At 30.2% G+C, this 12,873-nt stretch carries 10 protein-coding genes; 3 read left to right on the forward strand and 7 right to left on the reverse strand.

Annotated features, from left to right (window positions below; genetic code table 11):
* Window positions 1-5: 5 nt before the first annotated feature.
* Genes AC2TEO_RS00360 through AC2TEO_RS00370 form a run of 3 tightly spaced genes read right to left on the reverse strand, consistent with a single transcriptional unit; the run spans window position 6 to window position 4,862 of the window.
* Window positions 6-479, reverse strand: a complete 474-nt coding sequence (locus AC2TEO_RS00360) for a nucleoside deaminase (protein WP_442266201.1) — start codon at window positions 477-479, stop codon at window positions 6-8.
* Between the two features lie 45 nt (window positions 480-524).
* A complete protein-coding gene (locus tag AC2TEO_RS00365; protein WP_442266202.1) occupies window positions 525-1,664 on the reverse strand; it encodes a tryptophan 7-halogenase in 1,140 nt (379 codons plus the stop codon).
* A 12-nt stretch (window positions 1,665-1,676) separates the two neighbouring features.
* Window positions 1,677-4,862 carry a LodA/GoxA family CTQ-dependent oxidase gene (locus AC2TEO_RS00370; protein WP_442266203.1) on the reverse strand — a complete coding sequence of 1,062 codons (3,186 nt, stop codon included), beginning with the start codon at window positions 4,860-4,862 and terminating at the stop codon, window positions 1,677-1,679.
* A 177-nt stretch (window positions 4,863-5,039) separates the two neighbouring features.
* On the opposite strand from AC2TEO_RS00370, the gene AC2TEO_RS00375 reads away from it, so the two are divergent.
* A complete protein-coding gene (locus AC2TEO_RS00375; protein WP_442266204.1) occupies window positions 5,040-5,711 on the forward strand; it encodes a hypothetical protein in 672 nt (223 codons plus the stop codon).
* 54 nt (window positions 5,712-5,765) lie between these two features.
* On the opposite strand, the gene AC2TEO_RS00380 is transcribed toward AC2TEO_RS00375, so the two are convergent.
* Together AC2TEO_RS00380 and fumC are read right to left on the reverse strand one after the other, a co-directional pair.
* Window positions 5,766-6,782 (reverse strand): proline and serine-rich protein 1 family protein, encoded by a 1,017-nt coding sequence (locus AC2TEO_RS00380; protein WP_442266205.1) that lies wholly within the window; start codon window positions 6,780-6,782, stop codon window positions 5,766-5,768.
* A gap of 180 nt (window positions 6,783-6,962) precedes the next feature.
* Window positions 6,963-8,360 (reverse strand): class II fumarate hydratase, encoded by a 1,398-nt coding sequence (gene fumC, locus AC2TEO_RS00385; protein ID WP_442266206.1) that lies wholly within the window; start codon window positions 8,358-8,360, stop codon window positions 6,963-6,965.
* 151 nt (window positions 8,361-8,511) lie between these two features.
* On the opposite strand from fumC, the gene AC2TEO_RS00390 reads away from it, so the two are divergent.
* On the forward strand, window positions 8,512-8,685 hold the full coding sequence (locus AC2TEO_RS00390; RefSeq protein WP_173862350.1) for a hypothetical protein: 174 nt from the start codon (window positions 8,512-8,514) through the stop codon (window positions 8,683-8,685).
* Window positions 8,686-8,853: 168 nt separating this feature from the next.
* On the opposite strand, the gene AC2TEO_RS00395 is transcribed toward AC2TEO_RS00390, so the two are convergent.
* On the reverse strand, window positions 8,854-11,292 hold the full coding sequence (locus tag AC2TEO_RS00395) for a TonB-dependent receptor (protein ID WP_442266207.1): 2,439 nt from the start codon (window positions 11,290-11,292) through the stop codon (window positions 8,854-8,856).
* A gap of 144 nt (window positions 11,293-11,436) precedes the next feature.
* The gene (locus tag AC2TEO_RS00400) at window positions 11,437-11,898 is read right to left on the reverse strand and encodes a cation transporter (protein WP_442266208.1); all 462 of its coding nucleotides are present in this window, start codon (window positions 11,896-11,898) and stop codon (window positions 11,437-11,439) included.
* A gap of 91 nt (window positions 11,899-11,989) precedes the next feature.
* On the opposite strand from AC2TEO_RS00400, the gene AC2TEO_RS00405 reads away from it, so the two are divergent.
* Entirely contained in the window at window positions 11,990-12,865 is an 876-nt protein-coding gene (locus AC2TEO_RS00405; protein WP_442266209.1) for a DMT family transporter, read from the forward strand.
* Window positions 12,866-12,873 lie beyond the last annotated feature (8 nt).

The raw sequence follows: 12,873 nt of genomic DNA on the forward strand, positions 1-12,873 counted from the left end.
CAAAATTAATATTCAATTTTATCGTCTTTTTCTGTCCACTTTTGAAAAGGTTCTAAGGCAATATCTCTACCTACTTGTTCAAAAGGAATACTTCTTTTCTCGTAGGGTAACGGAATTTCTTTATAAATGAACTCATCATCAAAACCTATATTGGCAGCATCAACTTGATTACTACCATAAAATACTTTATCCGGACGCGCCCAATAAATTGCTCCTAAACACATCGGACAAGGCTCGCAAGAAGTGTAAACAATACAGCCATCTAATTGAAAAGTTCCTAAGTTTTTACATGCATCTCTAATTGCTGTAACTTCAGCATGTGCTGTTGGATCATTTGTTGATGTAACTTTATTATTACCGCGTCCAACAATTTCACCATCTTTTACAATAATACATCCAAACGGACCTCCTTCATTGTTTTGCATTCCTCTTAAAGCAGCTTTTACAGCTTCACTCATATAAGTTTCGTGTGTATTCATAATTTTTATTTAAAGATAAAAAAAGGGCAGCAAAAATAGTAGATTTTATGATACGAATACAGTTTCTTGTCTTCTTTTCCAAAAAGTTGCTGTTTTCCAACGAGTTTCTGCACTGTAAAATAAGTCTTTATGCTTCAGATATTGATTCCAGATTGAATCTATTTGTGAGGTGTAATTATTTGATAAATAAGCTGTTTTTTCTTCATTTAGGTTTGATGAAATATTTACTTTTTTAAGTAAATCACTAACTTGCATAGCAGTTGCCATAGCATTAAACATTCCTTGAGAAGATAAAGGATCAAAACTAATTGCAGCATCTCCTAAAGCTAACCATTGTTGACCAACAACTTGATTTAATTTAGTAGAATTAGCACTTACAACACCATGAAATTCAATAGTATCAGTTTGATCTTCGATAAATTGATTTATAATTTTATTTTGATGAATAAGTTTTGAAAACGAATTGAAACTTTTAAAAACACTTTTATCTATAATATCTGCGTCAGTTTGATATGATAAAATTCTTTTATTATTAGGAATTACCGCACTGTACCACCAACCAAACTCATCTGGTAAAATAGTACTCATCGTATTTTGTGTGGTGTTAGGCACTGTTAGCCAACAAGAAATTAACGAATCGTATTTTGTTCTTTTGATATTTTGAGTTTTTGCAAAATGTGCTCCTCTTCCTGTAGCATCAATAACAAACTTTGTAGAGAAGACTTTCGTAGTACGATTTTTTATATCATCAGACTTACAAGTTATATTCCATGTGTTATCTTGATAAGAACTATTAAAAAAGCGTAATCCCCAGAAACAATCTACGCCTTTTTCAATAGCTTTTTCTCTTAAATAAAAAGCCAACTTTTTACGATCGACACTTTTTGATGTTCCATCAGGATTTCTTAAATGATCTATTATTTGTACTCGATCACTTCCCCAGTACGATTGCATTCCGAAATTATTGATAAAAATATTTTTATACTCACTATCGCTAAGTGAAAGTCCGAGTGCATTTAAAATTCGATGCGTAGCTGGTGCTAAAGATTCACCAGCTTTTTCTGTAGGCTGAATTAATTTATCTACTAGAGTTACTTTGTAAGTATCTGCTAGAGAAATGGCGGCAATACACCCAGCAATGCCGCCACCTAAAATTAATATTTCTGTATTATGATTTGGTATCATGTACCTTTCTCTTTACTTCGGAATAAACCTTGAGAATCGTGTCATTTTCTCTGGAATACCAACTTCAATCTTTTTCTCTGGTGCCGATTGATGAGATTTTGTTTTACTGATATTGTGCAGTTTGGAAGCTATTAAACTCACTGTATTAATAACATTTGCTGTTGGTGCAAAATCTTTTGTGATTTCATCTTCAACTAAAGTTAATAATTCATTTTGAGCACTTTCTAATAATAATTCTTCGTTTAATAAATTCTTATCTGATAATTTATCTACTGCAGTAGTTAAAATTTCTTTAGTCTCATCATTTAAAGTTCCTACATCTAAAATTCCAGCTAAATCTTCTAATGTTGCTTTTAATAAATCTGCTTCTTGCGCTGGAGTAGGAGTGATACCAACTTGCATTTCTTTAGGGAAATTAGGATCGTTTAATACTCCAGGTCGTTTTTGAACCACAGCTAATTTATCAAAATACTTTACCATACTGTTAATTTGGTTCGTGTAGTTTGGTGAAGCACCATCTAAAGGAAGATCACTCAACCAATCTGCTCTATCAGCAAAAGCTTCCATTCTTGTTTCTTCTGCTAAATTCGAATCTAAAGTTTGATCATAACGTTTTTCATTCAAAATATTATTAGGAACTCTCGCTGGCCAAAAAGTAGGTAAATAAGGATCGTATGTAGTTGTATAACCATCTCTACAACTTGCCGTATCTGTTTGCCAAGGAATAGCCATCCAACGTGTAATTCCACCAGCTACTTGCCCACCTAAAATAGGTCCTTTAGCTAAAGTTAATGTATCGCTATTCATTGTTGGTCCGTAGTAAATATTATTCACAGGAGGAGTTGCTTTTGCATGCTTAACTCTAAAAGCGCTCATATACATTCCAGAAGAACGCATTGGCCATGTCATTTCACAACCTGGATGGAAAGCATCAGCTAAACAGAAATCCATTGCAGCTTTTGTTAGCATATCTGGTTGTTCGTCTACTGGTAAATCATCAATTTTCTTAGGTTCAGCATGAAATGGACAACCTTCTGTATCCATATAATCAGCATCAAAATCTCCAGTAACCCATTGATCTAAAAATTCTAATTGTAATTCTGATAAAGTTGCGTGTTGACGAACTGATCCTGTGGAAGGAATACTAATAGCATCTCCATATAACCAAGGCCATAATTGTGGAGCTTCAGCACCTTTTACATCAATTCTTCTGAAATTATTAGAGATTGTTCTTCTCATTTCAAGAAAGGCAGGAGAAGGATTTCCTAATTTTTTTATCCATTCTTTTGAAGTATAATTGAACTGACCTCCCCAACCAAAAGCTCCAGCGAATCCAGCATTTACCCATTGTAAATCTGTCATACGTTGAAAAATTGGTAAAATATCTTTTGTGAATGACGGGCGTTGAGGCCTAGTTAACATTCCAGATTTTACAGCAACACTTCGCATTAAATCCCACATTGTTCTTACAGATTTTTGCATTGGTGCATAATCTGGTGGAGCACATACAACCCAAGCTGGATCTACTTTTAATTTTGTTCCGTTGTATTCAACTTCAGCAGTTACTGGTCCGTCTGAAGTATCATCATACCAACCCTCATTATTGGCGAAAGTAATGGCAATATCACCATCTATATTTTCTGATTTTCCATGTCCGCCTAACATAATTAGTCTTCCTTTTTCATCAGTACGCATTTCGCCCAAATACACTTTTTTATCTAAAAATTTACCTTCAAAAGTTGGTCCGTCTTCAATGCCTACACCAGAAATAGATTGAGCACTACCATCGATTAATAATGATTCGCGATTCGAAACATTAATATTTCTTAAAAATGAAGGTGGAGCGTCTGCAGCTTCAGGAATATCTAGAGCTAATTGAAATTGATACCAAGAAGCTTTTTGATTTGCTAAGTGACAATGCCAAGTGATGTTTGCATTTTCAGCAGTTAATTCTTTTACAGCTTTTCCTGCTGCATTAAATCCATATATTCTAAACTGTGCAGCTTGTCTTTTTAAAGCTCCGATTTCGTCTCTATAAGCATACGGATCTTCTTGGGCAATTGGTTCGTCAGTTAATGGACCTAAAAAATATTCATTCTGACTGTTACCAACACGCATAATTCCTATTGGAGGAAAAATTCCTGCAGTAACAATACAATCATCATTTTCATCGATGTTTCCTTCGAAATGCGGATTTCTCTTTTTAGGTTCTTCTAATAATTCTCCGTTAGCTTGGTGTCTGGTCTCAGCACTGGCAGCGTACACAACTTTTCTAACTTGAGCAATTGAACCTAATGGTTCGTGTTCTGGTAGTGTTCTCCAAATATTAAAAGCTAAGTTACTTCCAAATTCAGCTTGACCGATTGCAGCTACGTTTTGTTGAGGTAAATGTAATTTTGCGATACAGATATACGGGCTCTCTTCTGTACTCCATACAACTTGAGCATCGTCAATAGGCATGGTTTCAGGATTTGTTCGTAATTGGATTTCAAATCTGAAAGTAGCATCACCTTGTAATAAACGTTTTTCAAGATTAATCTTTAAATAGTCATTTTCATTAAAAGGAGTTCCTTTGTAAGTATTTTCTGGAACTAAACGGTATTTTACAATTTGATTTTCTCCTAATTTGAAAGGTAAAATAGCCCAATAACTAGCACTTAAAACACTAGCTTCTTCTTTAGTCATAGCTTTTAAGATAGCTGCTAATTCAGGATGTTTCGCTATGTAAGAATCGTAATCTCTGTCGATAACACCAGCAGTGGTGAAACTACACATCTGTTGCGCATCTCGAGCAAAAAAACGATCGATATTTTGCATGATGAAATCGGCATTTGTACCACTATCTAAAATATTTTCTCCATTTACACCAAAAAGTTTAAGTCCAATTCCAAGAGTAGAATGTAAATCAGGAGAAGTTGGTTCTGTATCACTAGAAAAACGAACAGCACATTCATAAGAATCTCCAGCAAATAAACCTAATTTAAAACGATCTTCAATATCTTTATTAATAACAAAGTTACCGTAAGCTATTCCGTGTTGTTTTCTGAATACAGCTCTTTCAGCAGGTTTTTGTCCTCTTTCAATTCTTGTTTTTTGTCCCATTTCTACAAACATCTCTTCAAGACGTTTTGTCACAATTTCGATGTCTCCGTCACAGTTCCAACATGACGATGATTTTTCGTTTTGAGGTTTTTCCATTATTCGTTGGTTTTAATTTATTACGAGATTAGTTAGTTCTAAAAGTAAAATTTAAAAGACGAACTAACTCAGGAATAATCCTTTAACGTGTTCTTTTTAGTTATAAATGATCTTCTTATGATGTTGAAAGTAAAACAAAAATTAACTGTTTAATTGTTACTTTTGCTTAAAAATTGAATGGAAAAAATACTAAAAATAATAAGTGATATTAAAATAATAGCTTCAGGAATTAAAAAAGAAAAAAGAAAAAAACTGATTGAATCGAATGAATTTTTACAGTATATTTTGTCTGAGAGTGGTTATTATCCTTATTCAGTTTTATTAGAATTAGGTAGAATAGAAGATAAATTCAATATATATTTTTCTGAAGAATTAAAAGAAGTATTAACTATTGTAGGTTATAAAGGGTTTTATTTTTCAGATATTTTTAATTTAAATGACTCCAATTATAGAGTAGAAGCTTTTTATTCAGAAAAATTTGTAAAGATTTTAATTGATTTAAGTATTGATAAGACGTTAATAGAAGATTCTTATTATGAATTAGAAGATCATTTTTTTAGTTCTGTTTTGATTAAAGAAATATATGATGAATTTAAAGAGGAAGAAGATCTGTTAATCTATTATATTCCATTCAATGAATGTTGTGGGGGTAGATCTTTATATATAATTAATGGTATTGATAAAGGTGTTATTGCATATGATAATCACACATCCTTTAAAAAAATTATAGTAGGAAATGAAATTTATTTATATAACTCATATTTAATAAATAATTGCAGAACTTTGTCTGAGCATGTTTATGAAGAAGTCCAAAAAATGAAGTACTATTTATTATCAGAAGTAAAATGATAATTATAAAAGATAAAGCCACAACATTTTTATTGTGGCTTTATCTTTTATATACTAATGATCTAGTAAAAACTGATCGAATTCTCTTTTATATCTAGAGAAACTTAAAGTTTCTTTTAATTTAAAGAATTGCTCTTTGTTTGAGCAATATTGATAACTAAGTTTTAAAAGGGCTAATTTATCTTGATCGAAATTAAATTCTTTTACAATAAGTCTAATTCTGTCAATAGAAAAACAATTGCGCTCTATGTGTTTCTTTGCTAGTTTCAAACGCTCTTTTGTAAATCTTTCATCTTTGATTGATTTTAAAACGTAATCGTATTCACTTTGAGATAAAGGTCTGCAATCATCAAATCCAACATGATTATTTAATTGACTTATTTCTCTATCTATAAATCTATTTAGCTGTTGCTTTAAATAATTATCACTAATTAACTGCTCTGTGTAATAAAAGTTTTCAAGATCGTAAGAAAATTGAAAAGCGAATTTTAATAAATCATAACGATTTCTATTGCTTTGTAACTTTTCAGTTAGCTTCATGATTTGTCTTGTACTTAAACAATTGTTAGAAATAATATCTTTTAAATAACGATTTCCATTATTTCTTCTATTTCCAATTTGACTGTAAATGTTTCTAAATTGATATTCAGGCATTGGTTGATTACAGTTATTAGTTGTTGGACCTCTGTAATACTCAGCATTCGGGTAATCTATCTGAGAAATTTCATTTTGATTTGCTTGTGTGTTATGATACAACTGCATTGCTAAAGAAAAATTTCTGAAAAGATCATAAACTTGAAAGAAGTTTCTTTTGTCAATTATTCTTGGATATGCATTAACACAGATTCTGTACTTTTTTCTATCACTAGAGAAAAAACGACAAGCATCAACAAGTTCTGAAACATAAATATCATGACTAGAAGAATAATTTAACGCTTTATCTAAAATTACTTCTGGTGTATATTTCTGTTGTTTTAATTCTTTTTTGAAAGTAGCATATTCCGTTTTCTTTTGTGCAAATGAAGAAAAAGAAATGCTCAGTGCTAAAAATAGTAGTGTTCTTAATTTCATAAGTTCTGTTTTAAGTAATTACTAAGCTTTTTTCAAACAACGTGCCAACTATTTTAAAATTTGTAAAATGAAAACACATTTTGTTTTTAAATGTCTTGCAATCAGTAATTAAAAAAGGTAAAATAAAAACCACAACATTTTGTTGTGGTTCTTAATTATTTATAAAATTTGAAGTTTTATTTATTTTAAACTTCCAGTCATATCTTCTGGTTTTACCCATTCGTCGTATTCTTCTGCAGTAACATAACCTAAGTTAATTGCCTCTTCTTTTAAAGTAGTTCCGTTAGCGTGAGCAGTATTTGCTATTTCAGCAGCTTTATAATATCCAATTTTAGTATTCAAAGCTGTAACTAACATTAAAGAGTTGTTTACTAATTCAGTAATTCTTCCATGGTTAGGTTCAATTCCAGCAGCACAATTTACATCAAAAGAGACACAAGCATCTCCGATTAATTGAGCAGATTGTAATACGTTAGCCGCCATCATTGGCTTAAACACGTTTAATTCGTAATGTCCTTGTGTTCCACCAACTGTAACAGCAACATCGTTCCCCATTACTTGTGCACAAACCATGGTGATTGCTTCTGCTTGAGTAGGATTTACTTTTCCAGGCATAATAGAAGAACCTGGCTCATTTGCAGGAATAATTAATTCTCCAATACCTGAACGAGGACCAGAAGCCATTAAACGAATATCATTTGCAATTTTATTTAATGAAACCGCTAATTGCTTTAACGCTCCATGAGTTTCAACTAAAGCATCATGAGCAGCTAAAGCTTCAAATTTATTTTCAGCAGTAACAAAAGGCAAACCTGTAAAATCTGCAATATACTTTGCAACTAAAATATCATAACCAGCAGGAGTATTTAAACCTGTACCAACAGCTGTTCCTCCTAAAGCTAATTGGCTTAAATGAGTTAATGAGTTTTTTAAAGCTTTTAAACCAAAGTTTAATTGGGCTACATATCCAGAAAATTCCTGACCTAAAGTTAGGGGAGTAGCATCCATTAAATGTGTACGTCCAATTTTTACAACATTAGCAAAAGCTTCAGATTTCGCTTGTAATGTATCACGTAATTGCTCAACTCCAGGAATAGTAACTTCTACAATCTTTTTATAAGCTGCAATATGCATTCCTGTAGGAAATGTATCGTTTGAAGATTGAGATTTATTTACATCATCGTTAGGTTGAATAGTTTTTTCCCCTTCACCAATTTTTTTACCAGCTATTTCATGAGCTCTATTTGCAACTACTTCATTTACATTCATGTTACTTTGTGTACCAGAACCTGTTTGCCAAATTACCAATGGAAATTGATCATCATGCTTACCAGCTAAAATCTCATCACAAACTTGTGCAATTAAATCTCGCTTTTCTTCAGCTAAAACACCTAATTCACAGTTTGTATAAGCAGCAGCTTTTTTTAAGTAAGCAAATCCATAAACTACTTCTAAAGGCATAGTTGCAGCAGGACCAATTTTAAAATTGTTTCTAGAACGTTCAGTTTGAGCTCCCCAATATTTATTTGCAGGTACTTTAACCTCACCCATGGTGTCCTTTTCAATTCTATATTCCATTGTTATTTATTTAGTATTTAAGAGATTTCAAAGTTAATAAAACTATAAGAAAATTAAGATTAAAAACTATAATGAAATATTTTTAAAAATCATATTTGAATAATAAAAATAAGTGTTATTTTTGCATTTAGATAATTTACAATAAGAACAGATGTTAGATTTTTCACAATTTTCAGGATTAGTATTATTCATGTTTATTTTTACAACTGGTTTTTGGTTGTTAATTTTCTTACTAACGTTTGTAGTTCCTTACTGGATTGGTGGAACTATTTGGGAAAATTTAAAGTTAAAAAGAGAAGCTAAAAAGGCTGCTGAAGGAAAGTAAGCTATAAAAAATAAAATTTAAAAAGGTCTACAATTATGTAGACCTTTTTTATTATTTAATATTTTTCGAAAAGATAAATTTAACTTTTTTAAAATATTTTATGAGTTGATTTAAAAATAGCATATTTAAATTTTAAGCATGCTATTTTTAAATCTATATTATGTTAATTTAAAATGCTTCGCCACCACCTTCATATTCTCTCTGTGGTCGTTCTCTTTTTTTCTTTTGATTAAATCTGTATGTAAAACTTAATGTAATTTGACGTTCTCTCCATTGAAATTCTTGATCTGCTATTGTAGAAGGATTTTCTTGGTTTGGATTAAAGGTTTGACTTCTACGAACACGGTCGTTAAGTAAGTCGTTAACATTTAAAACTAAAGTAGCTTTTTCTTTAAATAAATCTTTACTGAAAGCTAAATTGGCTACAAATACACCATCACGGTTTCCTTGAGCATTGGCTTGTGGTCCACGATAACGAACTCTAGTTTGCCATTGAATTTTTGCAGGCAATGTAATTCTAGAGTTAAAACGTACAAACCAACTATTATTATTAACTTCAGGTAAAAGTGTTGTTACTTCTGTTCCATCTGTTGCTGTAGATGTAAAAGAGAATTCATTTGTTTTGAATTTAAAATAATTGAATGTACTAGATAAACGCATCCATTTAAAAGGATTGTAATTAGTTGTTAATTCAAATCCATATCGATCTTCATTATTTAAGTTAAATGGCTGACGAACAAAAACATTTGTTGGTTGCCCATTAATTTCTCTTTCTTCAATAATAGAAACTCGCTGAATTAAATCTGTTGAACGTTGATAGTAAACAGAAGAATTTAAAGTTAGCTTTCCTAAACGAGTTGTATATCCTAAATCATAAGAATTCGTAAATGTTGGAGTTAAATCCGGATTTCCTTTAAATACAGCTGTAGCAGAGCTTCTAGTTTCAAACGGATTTAAAAACCAAAAACGAGGTCTACGCAAACGTCGACTATATCCTAAAGTAAGATTATCTGTTTCATTTAATTCATATCCTAAATTAACAGTAGGGAATATTTGTGTAAAGTTTTTTTCAGATTTTTCACTAGTATTAATTAAAAATAAATCGATTTCAGTTGTTTCAACTCTTAAACCTAATAAATAAGAGAATTTGTCGAATTTACTTCCAAATTGCGCATAATGCGCATAAATATTTTGCTTGAAATTAATGTTATTAGAAGGATCAGGATCTAAAGGAAGACCATTAGCATCTCTAACTCTAAAGTCTGAGTTTAAGTTTTGAAATTCTGATTTATGACCTAATTCTAACTGATGTTTTTCTCCAATAGGTAATACATAATCTGCTTGAAATAAAGTGTTAGTAGAATTAGTGAATTGACTATTTAATTCCGACAAAGTATTATTGTCTGTTATACTAGAAAATTCATCTTCATTGTTGTCACTGTGTTGAAAATCAATAGTTAACTTTTGACCTTTATCATCAAGATTGTTTGAGTAATTTAAAGAAAACTGTTTATTAATTCCATCTTCTTTTTCATTTTCAATTCTAGTAATTTCATCAGTACTAACTCTATTTACATCTAAAAAGTTAGTTATATTGGTTGCTATATCATCTCCGTTATTTTTTCTGTAGAAGAATGTACCTGTTATAGAACTATTTTTATTTAAATAATATTCCAAACCAATAGATCCGTTGTAATTATTATTTTTCCTTTGGAATGTTCTGTCTTCAGTTCTAAAATCTGTAATAACTCCATTTTCAAGATTGGTAAAATCACTAAAAGAATTTCCAGGACCATTTCTGAAAGAATATCCTAAGTTTGTAAAAATGTTAAACTTTTTAGTTCTGTAGTTTAAATTTCCTGATAGTTGAAATAAATCAGGATTACCAGCAGATAAATTTAAAGATCCATTGAATCCAGTTACTTTTCCTTTTCTAAGAATGATATTTAAAATTCCAGCTGTACCTTCAGCATCGTAACGAGCAGAAGGCGATGTTATTACTTCTACTTTTTCTATGGCATCTGCAGGTAAATTTCTTAAAGCATCTGTTCCATTCAATCCAACTAGGGCAGAAGGTTTACCATCAATTAAAATTCTAACGTTTTCATTTCCTCGTAAGCTTACAGCACCTTCAGCATCAACATTTACTGACGGAACATTATCTAACACATCAGAAGCATTTCCACCTTTAATGGTCATGTCTTTACCTACATTATAGATTTTTTTATCTAAACGAATTTCAACTGTAGATTTTTCGGCAATGATCTCTACTTCATCTAAAGTTTCAGCATCTTCTTTTAGAGTTATAGTACCTAAATTTGTGTTTTCAGTAAGTGTTTTTTGAGAAAGCTGTTTAGTTTTGAATCCAATAAATTCAACTTTCATACTGTAAGCTCCTTTAGGAACATCTATTGAGAATTTACCATTAATATCTGTTACTCCACCAGTAACTCTTTTTGTTTTTAAACTAGTTAATATTAATGTTGCGTATTCTAGGGGTTGCTTAGAGCTTGCTTCAATAATTTTACCACTAATATTAATTTTTTGTGGTTTTTGAGCAAAAACTGATATTCCTATCAGTAAAAAAAGTAGTGTGATTTTTTTCATTTATATCGGTTAATAGATAATTCTATTTAGACAACGAAGTTCTATAATGGTTTAAATACTCTTTGTTAAAACTCTGTTAAAGAAAAAACTCCTAAAGTTATTTAACTTTCAGGAGTTTTTTTGTGTTTTTAAATTTATGTGTAATTAAGCTTTTTCGGTTTTACAACATTCTTTTTTGCAATTTTCTTCACAAGTCTTTTTTTGTGTTTTATTAGTTTTACAACACTCATTTTTGCAATCTTTTTCACAGTTCATTTTTGAAGTTTCTGAAACTTTATATGATTCTCCATCTCCAACAGATTCAATAAATGCCATTAAATCAGTTTTGTTTAACTTATCTCCATTATACTTTATTGTTGCAATACTATCATTAAAAACTACTTTTGCCTCATAAACTCCTTCTTTTTTTACTAATTTAGATTCAATGGTTTTTGCACACCCCATTTCACATGTCATACCAGAAATATTTAAAGATAATGTTTCTGCTTTTGCTAAAGTTGCTGAATTAACTTCTTCTTTTTTTACTTCTTTTTTTGGTTCTGATTTACAACTAATAGCAACAGTAACTATAAGAAATAAAGAGAATATTGTTTTTAAAAATTTCATATTAAACATCTATTTAATTATAATACAAATTTATTAAAAAAGATTCTTAAATGTTTAAAATAAGCGATTTTTGTAATTTCAAATTAGACAAATGAGTAAATTTCAACAAAAATGGTTTTATCTGATTTTTCTAGCTTTAGTGTGGGGAAGTTCTTTTATCCTAATGAAAAAAGCTTTGATAGGATTAACACCAATTCAAGTTGGGGCTTTAAGAATAATTATAGCTACTATTTTTTTACTTTTAATAGGTTATAAGAGTTTAAGAAAAATTAAAAAAGAGCAATGGAAATATGTTTTCTTAAGTGCATTATTAGCAACTTTTTTTCCATCATTTATGTATGCCTATGCAATTTCTGGAATAGATAGTTCAATTGCTTCAATTTTAAATTCATTAACACCATTTAATACTTTATTAATTGGTTCTTTATTTTTTGGAATAACTTTTAAATCTAACCAACTAATTGGAATTTTAATTGGTTTAATCGGAACTTGTATACTTATTTTGAAAGGTGCTGACTTAAATCCAAATCAGAATTATTGGTTTGCATTGTTACCTATTTTATCTTCCATTGGATATGCTTGTAATGTAAATATTATTAAAAAATACTTACAAGAATTAGAGCCATTGGCAATAACTACAGGGAACTTTATTTTAATTGTTATTCCTGCTTTAATCGTTTTATTTTTTACGGGTTTCTTTACTACATTAGAATTAACAGAAGAAGTAGGAGAAGGATTATTTTATATATCGATTTTAGCTATAATAGGCACTGGAATTGCTAAAGTAATGTTTAATAAATTAATACATATATCATCGCCGGTATTTTCTACTTCGGTAACATATTTAATTCCTATTGTTGCTGTTTTATGGGGGATTGTAGATGGAGAAAAATTGAGTTTTATACAATTATTAGCTGGTGTTATCATTTTATTTGGAGTGTATTTAGTAAATAAAAAAAAGAGCTAGTTTTCTAG

Source organism: Tenacibaculum aquaeponti, assembly GCF_057221555.1.

Coding starts and splice junctions, on each gene's coding strand:
- fumC (WP_442266206.1), bottom strand. CDS start 8,360: ATGGAATATAGAATTGAAAAGGACACCATGGGTGAGGTTAAAGTACCT.
- AC2TEO_RS00405 (WP_442266209.1), top strand. CDS start 11,990: ATGAGTAAATTTCAACAAAAATGGTTTTATCTGATTTTTCTAGCTTTA.
- AC2TEO_RS00395 (WP_442266207.1), bottom strand. CDS start 11,292: ATGAAAAAAATCACACTACTTTTTTTACTGATAGGAATATCAGTTTTT.
- AC2TEO_RS00390 (WP_173862350.1), top strand. CDS start 8,512: ATGTTAGATTTTTCACAATTTTCAGGATTAGTATTATTCATGTTTATT.
- AC2TEO_RS00375 (WP_442266204.1), top strand. CDS start 5,040: ATGGAAAAAATACTAAAAATAATAAGTGATATTAAAATAATAGCTTCA.
- AC2TEO_RS00370 (WP_442266203.1), bottom strand. CDS start 4,862: ATGGAAAAACCTCAAAACGAAAAATCATCGTCATGTTGGAACTGTGAC.
- AC2TEO_RS00400 (WP_442266208.1), bottom strand. CDS start 11,898: ATGAAATTTTTAAAAACAATATTCTCTTTATTTCTTATAGTTACTGTT.
- AC2TEO_RS00360 (WP_442266201.1), bottom strand. CDS start 479: ATGAATACACACGAAACTTATATGAGTGAAGCTGTAAAAGCTGCTTTA.
- AC2TEO_RS00380 (WP_442266205.1), bottom strand. CDS start 6,782: ATGAAATTAAGAACACTACTATTTTTAGCACTGAGCATTTCTTTTTCT.
- AC2TEO_RS00365 (WP_442266202.1), bottom strand. CDS start 1,664: ATGATACCAAATCATAATACAGAAATATTAATTTTAGGTGGCGGCATT.